Origin of the sequence: Streptomyces sp. NPDC058401, from assembly GCF_042722885.1 — a bacterium.
Taxonomy (GTDB): domain Bacteria; phylum Actinomycetota; class Actinomycetes; order Streptomycetales; family Streptomycetaceae; genus Streptomyces.
The window spans coordinates 20,748-38,205 of sequence record NZ_JBHXKA010000017.1; the positions used below are offsets into that span (position 1 = coordinate 20,748).

At 71.1% G+C, this 17,458-nt stretch carries 14 protein-coding genes and 1 pseudogene; 6 read left to right on the forward strand and 9 right to left on the reverse strand.

Features of this window, described 5'->3' with window-relative positions; translation table 11 throughout:
- Window positions 1–159 precede the first annotated feature (159 nt).
- From ACFWNV_RS09030 to ACFWNV_RS09065, 8 genes are all read right to left on the reverse strand, one after another.
- On the reverse strand, window positions 160–1,977 hold the full coding sequence (locus ACFWNV_RS09030) for a chitinase (RefSeq protein ID WP_383942944.1): 1,818 nt from the start codon (window positions 1,975–1,977) through the stop codon (window positions 160–162).
- Window positions 1,978–2,128: 151 nt separating this feature from the next.
- Complete coding sequence (locus ACFWNV_RS09035; RefSeq protein WP_383942783.1) at window positions 2,129–2,593, reverse strand: hypothetical protein; 465 nt, start codon at window positions 2,591–2,593, stop codon at window positions 2,129–2,131.
- A 213-nt stretch (window positions 2,594–2,806) separates the two neighbouring features.
- Window positions 2,807–4,225 (reverse strand): NAD(P)/FAD-dependent oxidoreductase, encoded by a 1,419-nt coding sequence (locus tag ACFWNV_RS09040; protein ID WP_383942786.1) that lies wholly within the window; start codon window positions 4,223–4,225, stop codon window positions 2,807–2,809.
- A 22-nt stretch (window positions 4,226–4,247) separates the two neighbouring features.
- Complete coding sequence (locus tag ACFWNV_RS09045) at window positions 4,248–5,054, reverse strand: ABC transporter permease (protein WP_383942788.1); 807 nt, start codon at window positions 5,052–5,054, stop codon at window positions 4,248–4,250.
- Window positions 5,054–5,983: an ABC transporter permease gene (locus tag ACFWNV_RS09050; RefSeq protein ID WP_383942791.1), complete on the reverse strand. Its 930-nt coding sequence runs from the start codon at window positions 5,981–5,983 to the stop codon at window positions 5,054–5,056. Before ACFWNV_RS09050 ends, ACFWNV_RS09045 begins: the two co-directional genes overlap by 1 nt.
- Window positions 5,980–7,131, reverse strand: a complete 1,152-nt coding sequence (locus ACFWNV_RS09055; RefSeq protein WP_383942794.1) for an ABC transporter ATP-binding protein — start codon at window positions 7,129–7,131, stop codon at window positions 5,980–5,982. Before ACFWNV_RS09055 ends, ACFWNV_RS09050 begins: the two co-directional genes overlap by 4 nt.
- Before the next feature lie 83 nt (window positions 7,132–7,214).
- Entirely contained in the window at window positions 7,215–8,465 is a 1,251-nt protein-coding gene (locus tag ACFWNV_RS09060) for a spermidine/putrescine ABC transporter substrate-binding protein (protein WP_383942797.1), read from the reverse strand.
- 54 nt (window positions 8,466–8,519) lie between these two features.
- Window positions 8,520–10,061, reverse strand: coding sequence for a gamma-aminobutyraldehyde dehydrogenase (locus tag ACFWNV_RS09065; protein ID WP_383942947.1), 1,542 nt, complete (start codon window positions 10,059–10,061; stop codon window positions 8,520–8,522).
- Between the two features lie 194 nt (window positions 10,062–10,255).
- Between ACFWNV_RS09065 and ACFWNV_RS09070 the strand changes: the two genes are divergently transcribed.
- Complete coding sequence (locus tag ACFWNV_RS09070) at window positions 10,256–10,807, forward strand: NADAR family protein (RefSeq protein ID WP_383942800.1); 552 nt, start codon at window positions 10,256–10,258, stop codon at window positions 10,805–10,807.
- A gap of 450 nt (window positions 10,808–11,257) precedes the next feature.
- Entirely contained in the window at window positions 11,258–12,877 is a 1,620-nt protein-coding gene (locus ACFWNV_RS09075; RefSeq protein ID WP_383942803.1) for a TROVE domain-containing protein, read from the forward strand.
- Window positions 12,878–13,072: 195 nt separating this feature from the next.
- Here ACFWNV_RS09075 and ACFWNV_RS09080 read toward each other — a convergent pair.
- A pseudogene (locus tag ACFWNV_RS09080) lies at window positions 13,073–13,657 on the reverse strand (DUF4190 domain-containing protein); the annotation flags it as partial.
- Between the two features lie 121 nt (window positions 13,658–13,778).
- Between ACFWNV_RS09080 and ACFWNV_RS09085 the strand changes: the two are divergent.
- The 4 genes from ACFWNV_RS09085 to ACFWNV_RS09100 are packed head-to-tail and all read left to right on the forward strand — an operon-like array spanning window position 13,779 to window position 17,429.
- The gene (locus ACFWNV_RS09085) at window positions 13,779–14,804 is read left to right on the forward strand and encodes an adenosine deaminase (protein WP_383942806.1); all 1,026 of its coding nucleotides are present in this window, start codon (window positions 13,779–13,781) and stop codon (window positions 14,802–14,804) included.
- Between the two features lie 20 nt (window positions 14,805–14,824).
- Window positions 14,825–15,514 (forward strand): glycerophosphodiester phosphodiesterase, encoded by a 690-nt coding sequence (locus ACFWNV_RS09090; RefSeq protein ID WP_383942809.1) that lies wholly within the window; start codon window positions 14,825–14,827, stop codon window positions 15,512–15,514.
- Entirely contained in the window at window positions 15,511–16,716 is a 1,206-nt protein-coding gene (locus ACFWNV_RS09095; protein ID WP_383942812.1) for a sensor histidine kinase, read from the forward strand. Before ACFWNV_RS09090 ends, ACFWNV_RS09095 begins: the two co-directional genes overlap by 4 nt.
- Window positions 16,713–17,429 carry a response regulator gene (locus ACFWNV_RS09100; RefSeq protein WP_383942815.1) on the forward strand — a complete coding sequence of 239 codons (717 nt, stop codon included), beginning with the start codon at window positions 16,713–16,715 and terminating at the stop codon, window positions 17,427–17,429. Before ACFWNV_RS09095 ends, ACFWNV_RS09100 begins: the two co-directional genes overlap by 4 nt.
- Window positions 17,430–17,458: the final 29 nt, after the last annotated feature.

Genomic DNA, 17,458 nt, shown 5'->3' on the forward strand with positions numbered 1-17,458 from the left:
CGGCGGTCCGCACCGGTGGGGTGCCCACCGCGGGGGCCGTTGCGGGTGGGGGCGGGGCTGACATGAGGGTGGGGCGGGGGCGTGCGCCCCGGCCCCTCCCCTGTCAGCTACGACCTGTCAGCTACGACCTGTCAGCTACGGCCTGTCAGCTGCGGCCGGTCAACTGCCGAAGTAGGCGTCGAAGTTCTTCGAGAACTCCCAGCTGCCGAAGCGGTCCCAGTTGATCGACCAGGTCATCAGGCCGCGCAGGGCGGGCCAGGTGCCGTGGGTCTGGTAGGAGCCACAGGTCGTACCCGACTTTTTGGTCAGGCAGTCCAGGGCCTTGTCGACCTCCGCCGGGGAGGTGTGGCCGTTGCCCGCGTTGGTGGTGGCCGGGAGGCCGATGGCGACCTGGTCGGCGCGCAGCGGCGGGAAGACGCGGGCGGTGTTGCCGGCCACGGGGAAGCCCGTGAGCAGCATGTCCGTCATGGCGATGTGGAAGTCGGCTCCGCCCATGGAGTGGTACTGGTTGTCGAGGCCCATGATCGAGCCCGAGTTGTAGTCCTGGACGTGGAGCAGGGTGAGGTCGTCGCGCAGGCCGTGGATGACCGGGAGGTAGGCGCCGGCGCGCGGGTCCTGGCCGCCCCAGGGGCCGGATCCGTAGTACTGGTAGCCGAGCTGGACGAAGAAGGTCTCGGGGGCCATCGTCAGGATGAAGTCCGGGCCGTACTTGGCCTTCAGGGTCTTCACGGCCGAGATCAGGTTGACGATCACCGGGGTGGTGGGGGCGCGGAAGTCGGTGTCGCCCGTGGCCAGGGAGAGGGAGTGGCCCTCGAAGTCGATGTCGAGGCCGTTGAGCCCGTACTCGTCGATGATCTTGCTGACGGAGGAGACGAAGGTGTCGCGGGCCGCCGTGGTACCCAGCTGGACCTGGCCGTTCTGGCCGCCGATCGAGATCAGGACCTTCTTGCCCGCGGCCTGCTTGGCCTTGATGGCCGCCTTGAACTCCGCGGCCGATTCGACGGTCGGGCACTCGCTGACCGGGCAGAGCTGGAAGCGGATGTCGCCCGAGGTCACCGAGGTGGGCTCGCCGAAGGCCAGGTTGATGACGTCCCACGAGGCGGGTACGTCGGCCATCCGGACGTAGCCGGAGCCGTTGGCGAAGCTGGCGTGCAGGTAGCCGACCAGGGCGTGGGCGGGCAGGCCGGGGTTGCCCGGATTGCCCGGGCCGCTCGGCGTGGTCACCGGGACGGCGGCGCTCTTCGGGGATTCGCCGACCGCGTTCACGGCGCTGACCTGGAAGGAGTAGGTGGTCGCGGCGGTGAGGCCGGTGACCGTCGCCGAAGTGCCGCTGACGGTGGTCGGGTTCGCGCCGTCCCGGTAGACCTTGTACGAGGTGGCGCCGGTGACGGCCGCCCAGGAGAGGCCGACGCTGGTGGCGGAGGAGGCGGAGGCGGTGAGCCCGGCCGGGGCGGCCGGGACCTGGGGGCCGGGTCCGGAGCCGCCGGGGTCCGGGCCGACGAGGGTCACGTCGTCGGTGAACTGCGCGGGCTGGCCGTACCAGCCCTGCGTGTACACGGTCACCGAGGTGGTGTTCGCGCCGGTACGGAAGCTCGTGCTCAGCTGCTTCCAGGCGCCCGGGGTCTGGGTCCAGGTCTGGGGGTCCGTGGTTCCGGTGCCGGTCGCGCCGAGGTAGACGTACGCGCCCTGCACCCAGGCGCTCAGCGTGTACGCGGAGTCGGGCTTGACGGTGACGGTCTGGGAGCAGCGGGCGTTGTCCTGCCCGGCCGGGGTGCCCTTGAGGGCGGAAGTGCCGCCGTGCACGGGGGTGCTGACGGCGGCTCCGCTGCCGGCCGAGCAGCTCCAGCCGTCGAGGCCGGCTTCGAAGCCGCCGTTGCGGATGAGGTCGGCGTCGGCGGCCGCGGCCGGCTGGCCGGTGGCGAGGAGGCCGGCCGCCGCGAGGGCGGCGGCGGTAAGGAGAGACAGCGCGGAGCGTATGACGGTGGGTCTGGCGGGGCGGGTGGGGCGAGCAGGACGAGTGGGGCGCACAACTGCCTCCGGTACATGGGGGGATGGAGCCGGGCCGCGCGTCGGGAAGCGGTGGGGGAAGGCGCAGCGGCGCCCAAGATGGTCCAGACCAATCTTCTTGTCAAGACTTCCCGCCTCCCCGCCCCACGGCGCGCGCCGCCGCCTCGTGCATCGCGAGCTCCAGGACCGCCGGATCGGTGAGCGTGCCCCGCCCGTCCGGGACCACGAGCCAGCGGACCCCGCCGGTGGCCCGGCCCGGGTACGGGACCACGATCCAGGTGCCGTGCCCGGCTCCCCGTACGCCGGTCCCGACCCAGCGGGAGGCCGTGCCCGGGGGCACGAAGAAGCCCAGCCGGGAGCCGCCGAAATCGGCGAGCACCGGGCCGGGCCGGTCGAGCAGCGCGTTCAGTACGTCGAGGGTGGCGTGTCCCAGCTCCCCCGGCAGGATCAACACGTCCCACCGGTGGCCGGCGGGCAGCAGGGCGACCCCGAGGGGGTTGCGCTCCCATTCCCACCGGCAGGCGTCCGGATCCGGCGCCACCGAGACCAGCCATTCCACTGCCGTCTTGTCCCCCGGGATCGTCATCGCCCGGCCTCCGCTCTCTGTGGGTGAGGTGAAGCGTTCTCACTGGAGAGAGCGGGGCCGGGCGCAGGTATGACGCGGGTTTCGTTACTCCGTGGTAGTGAAGCAGGTCACACTGGACCGGGCGATGTGCGCCCGGGGCGTGCGGAGGTCGCTTACCCGATCAGCGCACCGGTGCAGCGAACCGGTGCAGCGCCGTCGGGCCCCGGCCTCACCTCAGCTGTCGAAGCCGAGACCGAAGCGGTCCAGCGTCTTCAGCCACAGGTTGCGGTGCCCGCCCATCCGGTCCGCCCGGGCCAGGGACCACTTGGTCATCGTGATGCCGGTCCAGGCGAAGGGCTCCGGCGGGAAGGGCATCGGCTTGGAGCGGACCATCTCCAGCTCGGTGCGCTCGGTCTTCTCCCCCGCGAGGAGGTCCAGCATCACGTCGGCGCCGAAGCGGGTGGCCCCCACGCCGAGGCCGGTGTAGCCGGCCGCGTAGGCCACCTTGCCGGCGTGCGCGGTGCCGAAGAAGGCGGAGAAGCGCGAGCAGGTGTCGATCGCACCGCCCCAGGCGTGGCTGAATTTCAGCCCGTCCAGCTGCGGGAAGCAGGTGAAGAAGTGCTCGGCGAGTTTGAGGTACGTCTCGGGCCGGTGGTCGTGCTCGGCGTCGAGCTTGCCCCCGTAGGGGTAGATCGCGTCGTAGCCGCCCCACAGGATCCGCCGGTCGGGGGTGATCCGGAAGTAGTGGAACTGGTTGGCGCTGTCGCCGAGGCCCTGCCGGTTCTTCCATCCGATCGAGTCGAGCTGCTCCTCGGTCAGCGCCTCCGTCATCAGCGCGTAGTCGTAGACCGGGACGGTCAGCGGGCGCACCCGCTTGACCAGCGACGGGAAGATGTTGGTGCCCAGCGCCACCCGGCGGGCGAAGACCCGCCCGTACGGGGTCCGCACGGCCATGCCGGCTCCCGAGCCGGCCAGGTCCAGCCCGCGGGTGTTCTCGTAGATCCGTACGCCCAGCTCCAGGCAGGCCCGCTTCAGGCCCCAGGCGAGCTTCGCCGGGTTGAGCATGGCGACGCCGTCGCGGTCCCAGATCCCGCCGAGGAAGGTCGGGGAGTCGACCTCGGCCCGCAGGGCGTCGGCATCCAGCCATTCGGAGCGGCCTGCGAGGCCGAGCCGCTCGGCCTCCGCGTGGAACTCGCGCAGCTCCGCGACCTGGTGCGGCTCGGTGGCCACGTCGATCTCGCCGCTGCGCTCGAAGTCGCAGTCGATGCCGTAGCGGGCGACCGCCTCCTCGATGGCGTCGAGGTTGCGGGCGCCGAGCTCCTCCAGCGTGGCGAGCTCGTCGGGCCAGCGGGCCATCCCGTTCGCCAGGCCGTGGGTGAGGGACGCGGCGCAGAAGCCGCCGTTGCGGCCCGAGGCGGCCCAGCCCGCCTCGTGGCCCTCGATGAGCACGACGTCCCGGGCGGGGTCGCGCTCCTTGGCGAGCAGTGCGGTCCACAAGCCGCTGTAGCCGCCGCCGATGACGAGCAGGTCGCAGTGCTCGTCCCCGGTGAGGGCGGGCTCGGCGGCGGGCTTGCCGGGGTCGTCCAGCCAGTACGAGACCGGCTTCGCTTCGGAAAGAGATCGTGCAGCGGTGCGCATGGCGTCTGGGGCCATGTCTTCCAACTCCCTACAGGTGTTACTTGGGCTGTGCTTTCTTGCGGCGGTTGGCGACCATCTGGCCGCCCAGCACCACCAGGACCGCGATGACGAACATCGCGGTGCCGATGACGTTGATCTGTACAGGCGTACCGCGCTGGGCCGATCCCCACACGAACATGGGGAAGGTGACGGTGTTGCCCGAGTTGAAGTTGGTGATGATGAAGTCGTCGAAGGAGAGCGCGAAGGAGAGCAGCGCGCCCGCCGCGATACCGGGGGCCGCGATCGGCAGGGTGACGCGCAGGAAGGTCTGCACGGGTCCGGCGTAGAGATCGCGGGCCGCTTCCTCCAAGCGGGGGTCCATGGAGAGCACCCGGGCCTTGACGGCGGCGACGACGAAGCTGAGGCAGAACATGACGTGGGCGATCAGGATCGTCCAGAAGCCGAGCTGGATGCCCATGTTGAGGAAGAGGGCGAGCAGCGAGGCCGCCATCACGATCTCGGGCATGGCCATCGGCAGGAAGATCAGCGAGTTGACCGCGCCGCGCCCCCGGAAGCGGTAGCGGACCATCGCGAAGGCGATGGCGGTGCCCAGGACCGTCGCTCCGATGGTCGCCCACAGGGCGATCTGGAGCGAGAGGGACAGGGACTGGCACATGTCGGCGACCCCGCAGGGGTCCTTCCATGCGTCGAGGGAGAACTCCTGCCAGGCGTAGTTGAACCGTCCGGTGGGGTTGTTGAAGGAGAAGACCGTGACGACGACGTTCGGCAGGATCAGGTACGCGAGCGTGCCGAGCCCCGCGATCACGACGAGATTGCGGCGCAGCCAGGTGGTGGCGCTCTTCATCAGACCAGGTCCTCCGTCCCCGCTCGGCGGATGTAGATGGTGACCATGACGAGCACGATGGCCATGAGGATGAAGGACAGCGCGGCCGCCGTCGGGTAGTCGAGGATGCGCAGGTACTGCGACTGGATGACGTTGCCGATCATGCGGGTGTCCGTGGAGCCGAGCAGTTCGGCGTTGACGTAGTCGCCGCTCGCCGGGATGAAGGTGAGCAGGGTCCCGGAGACCACGCCCGGCATGGACAGCGGGAAGGTCACCTTGCGGAAGACCGTGGCGGGACGGGCGTACAGGTCCCCGGCCGCCTCGTGGAGGCGGGTGTCGATGCGCTCCAGCGAGGTGTAGAGCGGCAGGATCATGAAGGGGAGGAAGTTGTACGTCAGACCGCAGACGACCGCGAGGGGCGTGGCGAGGACGCGGTCGCCCTCGGTCATGCCGAGCCAGCTGGTGACGTCCAGGAAGCCGACCGTGTTGAGGACGCCGACCACCGGGCCGCCGTCGGCCAGGATCGTCTTCCAGGCGAGGGTGCGGATCAGGAAGCTGGTGAAGAACGGGGCGATGACCAGCACCAGGAGCACGTTGCGCCAGCGGCCCGCCTTGAAGGCGATCAGGTAGGCCAGCGGGTAGCCCAGCAGCAGGCACAGCGCGGTCGCGGTGCCGGCGTAGAGCAGGGAGCGCAGGAACTGCGGGTAGTACTCGGTGAAGGCGTCCCAGTACGTCTGGAAGTGCCAGGTGACCTTGAATCCCTCTTCGAGGGAGCCGGTCTGCACCGAGGTCGAGGCCTGGTAGATCATCGGCAGCACGAAGAAGACGAGCAGCCACAGGATGCCCGGGAGCAGCAGCCAGTACGGGACCAGTCGCTTCTTCAGGGACGGCTTGTGCACCGGTGGCTCGGCGGAAACGGCGACCTCGGGCAGGGTCGCGGGGGCGGTCACGCGGACTCCTCGACCGTCTCGATGCCCGCGTCGATGTCCTGTGCCGCGTCCAGCCCGAAGGTGTGCTCCGGGTTCCAGTGGAGTATCACGTCGGCGCCGGGGACGAGGCGGGCGTCGCGCTCGATGTTCTGCACGTACACCTCCAGCTCCGGGCAGACCGGGCTGTCGATGACGAACTGGGTGGAGACTCCGATGAAGGAGGAGGCCGCGATCTTGCCGGCGACCTTGTTGCGGCCGGCCTCGACGGTGTCCTCGGCGTCCGCGTGGACCAGGGAGATCTTCTCCGGGCGCACCCCGACCAGCAGCTTGCCGCCGGCGCGGGGTGTGGTCGAACATCGCGACGCCGGGACGCGCAGCTTCGTACCGGCCGAGGAGACGACGACGTCGGCGGCGCCGGCCTCCAGGACCTCGGCCTCGATGAGGTTGGAGGTGCCGAGGAAGTTCGCCACGAAGGTGGTCTTCGGGTTCTCGTAGAGGTCGGCGGGGGCGCCGAGCTGCTCGACGCGGCCGCCGTTCATCACCGCGACCGTGTCGGCCATGGTCATGGCCTCTTCCTGGTCGTGCGTGACGTGCACGAAGGTGATGCCGACCTCGGTCTGGATCCGCTTCAGCTCCAGCTGCATCTGGCGGCGCAGCTTGAGGTCGAGGGCGCCGAGCGGCTCGTCGAGGAGCAGTACCTGCGGGTGGTTGATGAGCGCGCGGGCCACGGCGACGCGCTGCTGCTGGCCGCCGGAGAGCTGGTGCGGCTTGCGCTGGGCGAACTGGCCGAGCTGGACCAGCTCCAGCATGTCGTCGACCTGCTTCTTGACCGACTTGATGCCGCGGCGGCGCAGCCCGAAGGCGATGTTCTCCGAGACGTCGAGGTGCGGGAAGAGGGCGTAGCTCTGGAAGACGGTGTTGACCGGGCGCTTGTACGGCGGCAGGTGCGTGACCTCGCGGTCGCCGAGGCTGACGGTGCCGGTGGAGGGCTCCTCCAGACCGGCGATCATGCGCAGGGTGGTGGTCTTCCCGCAGCCCGAGGCGCCGAGCAGGGCGAAGAAGGAACCCTGGGGGATGGTGAGGTCCAGCGGGTGCACGGCGGTGAAGGATCCGTAGTGCTTGCTGATCCCGGCGAGGCGGACGTCGCCGCCTTCGGTCTTGTCAGTCATGGGCCTGGGCCTTCGGTGGTGTGTCGTGGAAGGGGCAGGTGCCGGTACGGGTGTGTTCGCCGGTGGGGGCGCGGCGGGACCCGTCAGGCTCCGATGAGCTTGGCGAACTTCTCCTCGTACGCCGTCTCTTCCTCGCTGGTGAGGGAGCGGAAGGCGTGCGACTTGGCGGCCATCGCCTTGTCGGGGACGATCAGGACGTTGTCCGCGAGTTCCGGGTCGATCTTGGCCAGCTCGTCCTTGACGCCCTCGACGGGGCAGACGTAGCTGATGTAGGCGGCCAGCTGGGCTGCCACCTCGGGCTCGTAGTAGTAGTCGATGAGCCGCTCCGCGTTGGCCTTGTGCCGGGCCTTCACGGGGACCAGCAGGTTGTCGCTGGAGGTGATGTAGCCGGGTGCCGGGATCGCGTACTGGATGTCCGGGTTGCCGGCCTGGAGCTGGATGACGTCGCCGGCCCAGGCCAGGCAGGCTGCGAGGTCGCCCTTGTCGAGGTCCGCGGTGTAGTCGTTGCCCGTGAAGCGGCGGATCTGCTTCTTGTCCACGCCCTTCTGGAGCCGGCCGATCGCCTCGTCGTAGTCGGCGTCGGTGAACTTCGCCGGGTCCTTGCCCTGGTCGAGCAGGGTCATGCCGACGCTGTCGCGCATCTCGGTGAGGAAGCCGACGCGGCCCTTGAGGGAGGGGTCGTCGAGCATCTGCGTGACGGAGTCGACCTTCTTCCCGCCGGTCGCCTTGGTGTTGTAGGCGATCACGGTGTTGATGCCGGTCCAGGGGTAGCTGTACGCGCGGCCCGGGTCCCAGTCGGGGCTGCGGAACTGCGGGATCAGGTTGGCGTAGGCGTGCGGGAGGTGGGAGGGGTCCAGCTTCTGGGCCCAGCCGAGCCGGATGATGCGCGAGGCGAGCCAGTCGGTGACGACGATCAGGTCGCGGCCGGTGTCCTGGCCGGCCGCGAGCTGGGGCTTGATCTTGCCGAAGAACTCGACGTTGTCGTTGATGTCCTCGGTGTACTTGACCTTGATACCGGTCCGCTTGGTGAACTCCTCCAGCGTGGGACGGGACTTCTCGTCCTCGCTGGTGTCCATGTACTCGGTCCAGTTGGAGAAGTTGATCTCCTTCTCCTGCTCCGAGTGGTCGTCGGAGGCCGCGGCGGTCCCCTCCGCGCGCTTGGCCGGCGGGATGCCGCAGCCGGCCAGCGCGGACAGGCCGCCGAGGGTGAGCGCTCCGACTCCGGAGGCGCGCAGCACGGAGCGGCGGGTGAGGGCGCCGCGCCCGGTGGTGAGGCTGCGCCGCATCGCGGCGAGTTGCGCCGCCGAGAGGCGGTCGGGCTCGAACTGCTCCATGGGAGGTGCCCTTTCGGGATGGGTGCGAACCGCTGGTCGGGCGGCCCTACGTGGTTATCTGTCCCCGAAGATCGTGCGGTGCCAGTCCTTCGCGGCGACCGCGGTGTTGTCGTACATCACGTGCTTGACCTGCGTGTACTCATCGAAGGAGTACGTGCTCATGTCCTTTCCGTACCCGCTGGCCTTGTAGCCGCCGTGGGGCATCTCGCTGATGATCGGGATGTGGTCGTTGACCCAGACGCAGCCCGCCTGGATCTCCCGGGTGGCACGGTTCGCCCGGTACACGTCACGGCTCCAGGCGGAGGCGGCGAGACCGTACGGGGTGTCGTTGGCCAGCGCGATGCCCTCGTCGTCGGTGTCGAAGGGCAGGACCACGAGGACCGGCCCGAAGATCTCGGACTGGACGACCTCGCTGTCCTGGGCGGCGCCGGAGATGAGGGTGGGCCGGTAGTAGGCGCCGGCCGCGAGGCCGCTCTCCCCCTCCCCGGCCCCGGGGATCTCCCCGCCGGTGACCACGGTGGCGTAGGCGCGGGCGCGCTCGACGAAACCGGCGACGCGGTCGCGGTGCACGTGCGAGACCAGCGGGCCGAGGTCGGTCGACGGATCGAAGGGGTCTCCGACGCGGACGGTCTCCATCAGCTCGGCGACCCGGGCGACGAAGGCGTCGTGGAGGGGGCGCTGGACGTAGGCACGGGTGGCGGCCGTGCAGTCCTGGCCGGTGTTGATCAGGGAGGCGGCGACGGCGCCGTTGGCGGCGGCCTCCAGGTCGGCGTCGTCGAAGACGAGGAAGGGGGCCTTGCCGCCGAGCTCCAGGTGGAGCCGCTTGACGGTGGCGGTGGCGATCTCGGCGACCCGCTTGCCGATGGCGGTGGACCCGGTGAAGGAGGTCATGACCACGTCCGGGTGGCCGACCAGGTGCTCGCCCGCGTCCCGGCCGGCGCCGGTGACGATGTTGACCACGCCGTCGGGCAGGCCCGCCTCCTTGGCCGCCTGGGCGAACATCAGGGAGGTCAGCGGGGTGAGCTCGGCGGGCTTGAGGACGATGGTGTTGCCCGCGGCGATCGCCGGAAGGATCTTCCAGGCGGCCATCTGCAGCGGATAGTTCCACGGCGCGATGGAGCCGACGACCCCGATCGCCTCGCGGCGCACGTACGAGGTGTGGTCCCCGGAGTACTCCCCGGCGGCCTGCCCCTGGAGGTGGCGTGCGGCGCCCGCGAAGAAGGCGGTGTTGTCGATGGTCCCCGGCACGTCGAACTCCGTCGACAGCTTGACCGGCTTGCCGCACTGCAGGGACTCGGCGTGCGCGAACTCCTCGGCCCGCTCGGCCAGCACGCCGGCCAGCCGGTGCAGCGCGTCGGAGCGCTCCCCGGGGGTGGCCCCGGACCAGCCGGGGAAGGCCCGCTTGGCGGCGGCGACGGCGGCGTCCACGTCGGCGGTGGAGGCCAGCTCGTAGGTGAGCACCTCCTCGCCGGTGGCGGGGTCGACCACGGTGTGTGACCGGCCCGAGGTGCCGGGCCGCAGCTGCCCGTCGATGTACTGCGCGCCTGCGGCGAATCGGTCCTTGACCTGGACCTTGACCTGGAAGCGGTTGCCCATCACGCTCTCACGCTCTCCGTAGCTACAGTTCGAGCTAAAGCTCGAATTGAGTGCCGATCCTGGCAGAGGTACACCCCTCGGCCAAGTGATTCCGTTGTTGCCTTTTGATTACGCGACGGAATCGGTCGACCATGTGTCGAGGCGCGCCCGAAATCCCGTACGAAGTGTCAGTGGCTCCTGCGAGACTCGCGTGCATGGAGAAGATCGAGGAACTGATCGGGCAGGTCAGCCGGGGTGAGCGGCCGAAGTTCCTGCCGTTCTGGGGACACCGTCCGCGGCCCGACGGGACGCTCGGACCGAGCTGCTTCAGTCAGTGGTGGCCGTCCGAGTTCACCGTGGGTGACGTGCGGTACGCCACCGCGGAACACTGGATGATGGCCGGAAAGGCTCGTCTGTTCGAAGACCCTGACGCCGAGCGCGCGGCGCTGGAGGCGAGGACTCCGGCCGAGGCGAAGAAGGCCGGGCGGCTGGTGCGCGGCTTCGACGACGTGGTGTGGGAGCGGGAGCGGTTCGCGCTGGTGGTGGAGGGCAGCGTGCACAAGTTCGGCTCCGACCCGGCGCTGACCTCGTACCTGCTCTCGACCGGGACACGGGTCCTGGTGGAGGCCAGTCCGATGGACCGGATCTGGGGCATAGGCCTGGCCGCCGACGACGAGCGCGCGCTGGACCCGGCACGCTGGCGCGGCCTGAACCTGCTGGGCTTCGCGCTCATGGAGGCGCGCGAGCGGCTGCGGGCGGGGCTTTAATCGTTTCCGCGCACCGCGGTGCGCGTCTAACGTGATCCTTGTCCAGGTGCGCAGGTGAGACTTACTTCCACTGTTAATGGGGCGGCCGCGGGTTCGAGTCCCGTCACTGGCTTCGGGCCGGTGTAGCTCAGTTGGCAGAGCACCTTGTGGTTTCACCGACCTCGAACTCTGGACACCTACGTCACGCACCTCCCGGTGCGCATGGCTGCGGCTACTTCTTGCAGAAATCACGCCGCCGCCGCTTCTGATCTCGGGAGGCCCGCGTGCGCGATGCCCGGTGCGCAGGCAGCGGTTACTTCGGATCGACAGGTGACGGGTTCGAGTCCCGTCCGGCTCCGGCCGGTAGCTCAGTCGGATAGAGCAGTCGACATAAACCGCCGCCGACTTCGATCTCGGGCATCGCGCACGTCACGCCTTCCCCGCTTTCCACTGAATTCGGGGGGATTCACCATGGCTCGTTTCAACCTGCGCGCGTCCAGGACCACCGCGACCGCGTCACCCACTTCACCCGTCCGCTCCACCGGCAGCCGCGAGGCCAACCACCACGGCAGCGCGGGCTACCTCCGCGATCCCCGGTCCGAGCTGTTCCTGCTCGCCGTGGCCAACTTCGTGACGCAGCAGACCGCTTACGAGGGCGGCGGCGCCCGCGACGACCGGTTCTCCGCGCTCGTGCGGCGGCTCGCCGTCGAGGATCCCGAGTGGACCGCCGGCCTGCTCGGCTGGCTCCGCCGCGAGGGCAACATGCGGACGGCCTCGCTCGTCGGCGCCGCGGAGTACGTGCGGGCGCGGCTCGACGCCGGAGCGACCGGCGGGCCGTCGAACCGGCAGGTCGTGGACTCCGTACTGCTGCGCGCGGACGAGCCCGGTGAACTGCTCGCCTACTGGACCGCCACGTACGGACGGGCCGTGCCCAAGCCCGTCAAGCGGGGGATCGCGGACGCGCTGCGCCGCCTCTACAACGAGAAGTCCCTCCTGAAGTACGACACCGCCTCCAAGGGATTCCGCTTCGGCGACGTCCTCAACCTGGTGCACGCCTCCCCCGACCCCGCCAAGCCCTGGCAGGGCGAGCTCTTCCGGCACGCCCTGGACCGCCGGCACAACCCGGAGACCGCCGAGGTCCCGGCGGGCAACCGCACCCTGCTCGCGCACCGGGCCCTGATGGATCTGCCCGTGGCCGAGCGCCGGGCCGTGGTCACCGCTGCGGACGGCGCCGAGCGGCTCGCCGCGGCGGGCATGACCTGGGAGGCGCTGGCCGGCTGGCTGCAGGGGCCGCTGGACGCGGCCGCCTGGGAGGCGGTCATCCCGTCCATGGGCGCGATGGCGCTGCTGCGGAACCTGCGCAACTTCGACCAGGCCGGGGTCTCGGACGAGGTCGCGGAGCGGGTCGCGGCGAAGATCTCCGACCCGGAGACCGTCGCCCGGGCCCGGCAGTTCCCCTTCCGCTACCTGGCCGCCTACCAGCACGCGCCCTCGCTGCGGTGGGCGTACCCGCTGGAGCGGGCGCTGGGCCTCTCCCTGGCCCACGTACCCGCGCTGCCCGGGCGGACGCTGGTCCTGGTGGACCGCTCGGGGTCGATGTGGTCGCCGCTGTCGGACCGCTCGCAGCTCAACAGGGCGGACGCGGCGGCCGTCTTCGGGACGGCGCTGGCGCTGCGCGCCGAGGACGCGGACCTGGTGCAGTTCGGCTCCACCAGCAAGGCGGTCGGCTACCGGGGCGGGGAGTCGGTGCTGAAGATCCTGGAGCGGTTCGAGGACCTCGGCGGCACGTACACGGCGGAGGCGGTGCGCACGCACTACGCGGGGCACGACCGGGTCCTGATCGTCACCGACGAGCAGGCCTCGTACTCCTACGGCGGCGATCCCGCGGCCCTGGTGCCGGAGACGGTCCCGGTCTACACGTGGAACCTGGCCGGATACCGGGTGGGCCACGCGCCCTCCGGGTCCGCGCACCGGCACACCTTCGGCGGGCTCACCGACGCGGCCTTCCGCATGGTGTCCCTGATCGAGGACGGCCGGGACGCCACGTGGCCCTGGGCGACCGGGCAGGGCGGGGCGGACACGGCCGCCTGACGGCACGGCGCAGCACACGGCGGAGGGCCGGGCCGGGACGTACGCGTCCCCGCCCGGCCCTCCGCCGCACCTGCCGGCTCTGCTCCGGTGGAGGACCTGCGTGTTCTCGTAGGGAGAGAAGTAGTCCGAGTCGGAGCTGGAGCCGCTCTCCCCGGCCAGGACGACGATGAAGAACGCGATGAACAGGCAGCTGATCACGATGCCTATCGCGCCGGTGATGATGCCGGCCAGCGCCATGCCCTCGTTGTCTGCCTCGCCGCGCTTGGCCTTGCCGCGGCCCAGCACGCCGAAGATGACGGCCGGAACGCCGAACAGGAGGCCGAAGTAGCACGTGACCACGGAGAGGATCCCGAGGACGAGCGCGGTGATGCCGAAGCCGTTGCTCTTGGGCGCGTATCCCGGGTATCCGGGGTATCCCGGATACCCGCCGTAGGCCGGCTGACCGCCGTACGAAGGCTGCGGGACACCCTGAGGGGCGGGATAGCCGCCGTACGGGGCCTGCGGCACGCCCGGCTGGGCCGGGTAGCCGTACCCGGCCTGATCCGGCTGCGCCGGGTAGCCGTAGGCGGGCGTCCCCCCGGGCGCCTGCCCGGGCTGGGGTGCGGCCGCGGGCGTGCCCGCGGGCGTGCCTCCGGCGCCGGGCATCCCGGCGACGGTCTGCTGGTCGTGCACCCCCGGCGCCCCCGGCGCCCCCGTCCCGCCCTGCTGTTTGCCCAGATCGACCGCGGGCTGCTCCAGCGGCGCCCAGGGGTCTCGCGACTCGGGGCTCTGATCGGTCATACGGCGCCCCCCTCTCGTACGGCCATGCTAAGCGCTCCCTCCGACAGGCCACTTCGCCGGTGCGGATCCTGCCTACGATGAAGCCCGTTCCATCCGCACGCGCCCTTCGGAGGCCACCCTCATGCCCGACCTGCACCCCTTCATCGCGGGGCTGCCCAAGGCCGAACTGCACGTCCACCACGTCGGCTCGGCCTCCCCCCGCATCGTCGCCGAACTCGCCTCCCGGCACCCCGACTCCAAGGTCCCCACGGACCCCGAGGCCATCGCCGACTACTTCACCTTCACCGACTTCGCGCACTTCATCGAGGTCTACCTGTCCGTCGTCGACCTGGTCCGCACCCCCGACGACGTGCGCACCCTCACCTTCGAGATCGCCCGCGACATGGCCCGGCAGAACATCCGGTACGCCGAGCTCACCATCACCCCGTACTCCTCCACCCGCCGCGGAATCGACGAGAAGGCCTTCATGGAGGCCATCGAGGACGCCCGCAAGTCCGCCGAGACCGAGCTCGGCGTGATCCTGCGCTGGTGCTTCGACATCCCCGGCGAGGCCGGCGAGGAGGCCGCCGCCGAGACGCTGCGCCTCGCCGTCGACCTGCGCCCCGAGGGCCTGGTCTCCTTCGGCCTCGGCGGCCCCGAGATCGGTGTCCCGCGCCCGCAGTTCAAGCCGTACTTCGACGCGGCCCGCGCCGCCGGCCTGCACAGCGTGCCGCACTCCGGCGAGACCACCGGCCCGCAGAGCATCTGGGACGCCATCCGCGACCTGGGCGCCGAACGCATCGGCCACGGCACCAGCGCCACCCAGGACCCCGAGCTCCTGGCCTACCTGGCCGAGCACCGCATCGCGCTGGAGGTCTGCCCCACTTCCAACATCGCCACCCGCGCCGTCGCCACCCTCGACGAGCACCCCGTCAAGGAGATGGTGGCGGCCGGCGTGCTCGTCACCATCAACAGCGACGACCCGCCGATGTTCGGCTCCGACCTCAACAACGAGTACGCGGTGGCCGCCCGGCTGCTGGACCTCGACGAGCGCGGCCTCGCCCAGCTCGCGAAGAACGCCGTCGAGGCCTCCTTCCTCGACCCGGCCGGCAAGGCGAAGCTCAGCGCCGAGATCGACACGTACACCGCCGCCTGGCTGGCTTCCTGACGGCCCAGCAGAATGGGTGCATGCGCACCCTGACTGCCGTAGGCCACCGCGGGGATCCCTACCGCGTCCGCGAGAACACCCTGCCCTCGATCCGGTCCGCCTTCGAGCGGGGCGCGGACGCGGTGGAGATCGACGTGCGGACGACCCGCGACGGGGTGCCCGTACTGCTCCACGACGAGGACCTCCGGCGGCTGTGGGGCCATGACGTACGGCTCGAAGACGTCACGGCCCCGCAGCTGAAGGAGCTGACGGACGGCGGGATCCCGACCCTGCGCGAGGCCCTGGCCGCCGCCGGTGCGGGCCGGGTCATGGTCGACCTGCCGGGTGCGAGCACCGAGACCGTACGGACCGTCGTCGGCCAGGTCCGCGAGTGCGGGGCCCGCGACCGTACGTACTACTGCGCGGGTCCGGCCACCATGCTGGCCGTGCGCGCCGCCGATCCGGGCGCCGAGATCGCGCTGACGTGGACCACGCTGGCTCCCCCGCGCCGGGTGCTGATCGACGCGGTGGCCCCCACCTGGCTCAACTACCGCTTCGGGCTGGTCGGACCGGAGCTGGTGGACGCCCTGCACCGGGACGGCCTGCTGGTGTCGGTGTGGACCCCGGACACCAGGCGCTCGATGCGCGCGCTGGTCAGGGCCGGGGTGGACTCGGTCACGACGAACCGGGTGGACGTGCTGGAAGCCGTACGGGCCCGGCTCGGCCGGTGATACGGGGCTGGGGGGAGCTCGGAGCGCGGATCCGGCGGGCCGGTCCGTACCGGCAGGACCTGGGGCTGGCGCTGCTGGTGCAACTGGCCGTCACGATGCCCTTCGTGGTGCCCCGGCCGGCCGACGCGCCGCCCGCGGACTGGCCCTCGTACGCGATGACCACGCTCGGCGTGCTCCCGCTGCTGTGGCGGCGCCGGGCCCCGGTGACGGCGCTGGTCGCGATCCTGGCGGCCGGCGGCGTCTACAACCTGGCGGGCGACGGCCCGGGGCAGCCGCTTCCGTACGCGGGGCTGCTCGCCTTCTACACGGTCGCCCTGCTGTGCACGGCCCGGGTGCGGCTGACGGTGGGCGGCCTCACGGTCCTGACGGTCGCCGTATCGGTCTACTGGAACACCGGGACCGCGCGCGAACTGCTCTTCACCCTCTTCGTCTCCGGCGCCGCGTACGCGCTGGGGCGGCTCCAGCACACCCGGCAGGCGTACACGGCCGCCCTCCTGGACCGCGCGGCCCAGCTGGAGCGGGCCAACCGGATCGAGGCGGAGCAGGCGGCCGCCCGCGAACGGGCCCGGATCGCGCGGGAGATGCACGACATCCTCTCCCACGCGGTCAGCATCATGATCGTGCAGGCGGAGGCCGGTCCGGTGGCCGTCCGCAGGGCCCCCGAGCGGGCCGAGGCCGCGTTCGAGGCCATCGCGGAGACGGGCCGGGACGCGATGGCCCAGCTCCGCACGATGCTGGGGGTGCTGCGCACGGACGAGGCGGCCCCGCGCTCCCCGCAGCCCGGAATCGGGGAGCTGGCGGGACTGCTGGAGCGGGTCCGGGCCGGCGGGCCGGAGGTCAGCCTGGAGCGCACGGGCGCGGTGCGCGCCCTGCCGGCGGCGCTGGAGGCGACGGTGCACCGGGTGGTGCAGGAGGCCCTGACCAATGTGGTCAAGCACGCCGGGGCTTCGGCGGTGGCGGTACGCCTGGAGTACGGGGAGCGGGAGCTCACGGTGACGGTCACGGACGACGGGCGCGGTCCGGGTGTGCTCGGGCGCGGGGGCTCCGTACCGGCGGCGCGGGAGGGCGGGCACGGTCTGATCGGAATCCGGGAGCGGGCCGCCGCCCACGGGGGCACGGCCCGCACGGGGCCCGGCCCGGACGGCACCGGATTCGAGGTGCGGGTGGTGCTTGTAACGTCGGGCGCGGAGGTGGGGAAGTGACGATCCGTGTGGTGGTGGCCGACGACCAGGAACTGGTGCGCAGCGGCTTCGCGATGATCCTGGACGCGCAGGAGGACATCGAGGTGGTGGCGGAGGCCGGGGACGGTGCGGCGGCGGTCGCGGCGGTCCGGTCCCTCGCGCCCGACGTGGCGCTGCTGGACGTCCGGATGCCGGTGCTGGACGGGATCGAGGCGTGCCGGGAGATCGCGGGGACGAGTTCCTGCCGGACGGTGATGCTGACGACCTTCGACTCGGACGAGTACGTGTACGAGGCGCTGCACGCGGGGGCCAGTGGCTTCCTGCTCAAGGACGTGCGGCGGGACGATCTGGTGCACGCCGTACGGGTGGTGGCGGCGGGCGAGTCCCTGCTGGCGCCTTCGGTGGCCCGGCGGCTGATCGCGGAGTACACGGCGGCGACGGCCCGGCCGGCGGCCGGGGACGCGGCCGCGCGGGCGCTGTCCGCGCAGCGCCTGGAAGTGCTGACGGCCCGGGAGCGGGAGACGCTGCTGCACCTGGGGCGGGGGCTGTCGAACGCGGAGCTCGCGCTGGAGCTGACGGTGAGCGGGCACACGGTCAAATCGCATGTGGGCAACGTGCTGTCGAAGCTGGGGCTGCGGGACCGGATCCAGGCGGTGATCTGTGCGTACGAGACGGGTCTGATCGCGGCCGGCGCCGGGGTGCCTGGCTCTGGGGTATCTCCCTCTGGGGAGTGAGACGAGGGGGATCTCCTCGCTCTCGGTGG

Excerpts from the sequence above, each read along its gene's own strand:
- ACFWNV_RS09035 (WP_383942783.1), bottom strand. The coding sequence starts at position 2,593 with ATGACGATCCCGGGGGACAAGACGGCAGTGGAATGGCTGGTCTCGGTG.
- ACFWNV_RS09040 (WP_383942786.1), bottom strand. The coding sequence starts at position 4,225 with ATGGCCCCAGACGCCATGCGCACCGCTGCACGATCTCTTTCCGAAGCG.
- ACFWNV_RS09045 (WP_383942788.1), bottom strand. The coding sequence starts at position 5,054 with ATGAAGAGCGCCACCACCTGGCTGCGCCGCAATCTCGTCGTGATCGCG.
- ACFWNV_RS09055 (WP_383942794.1), bottom strand. The coding sequence starts at position 7,131 with ATGACTGACAAGACCGAAGGCGGCGACGTCCGCCTCGCCGGGATCAGC.
- ACFWNV_RS09060 (WP_383942797.1), bottom strand. The coding sequence starts at position 8,465 with ATGGAGCAGTTCGAGCCCGACCGCCTCTCGGCGGCGCAACTCGCCGCG.
- ACFWNV_RS09065 (WP_383942947.1), bottom strand. The coding sequence starts at position 10,061 with ATGGGCAACCGCTTCCAGGTCAAGGTCCAGGTCAAGGACCGATTCGCC.
- ACFWNV_RS09070 (WP_383942800.1), top strand. The coding sequence starts at position 10,256 with ATGGAGAAGATCGAGGAACTGATCGGGCAGGTCAGCCGGGGTGAGCGG.
- ACFWNV_RS09075 (WP_383942803.1), top strand. The coding sequence starts at position 11,258 with ATGGCTCGTTTCAACCTGCGCGCGTCCAGGACCACCGCGACCGCGTCA.
- ACFWNV_RS09085 (WP_383942806.1), top strand. The coding sequence starts at position 13,779 with ATGCCCGACCTGCACCCCTTCATCGCGGGGCTGCCCAAGGCCGAACTG.
- ACFWNV_RS09090 (WP_383942809.1), top strand. The coding sequence starts at position 14,825 with ATGCGCACCCTGACTGCCGTAGGCCACCGCGGGGATCCCTACCGCGTC.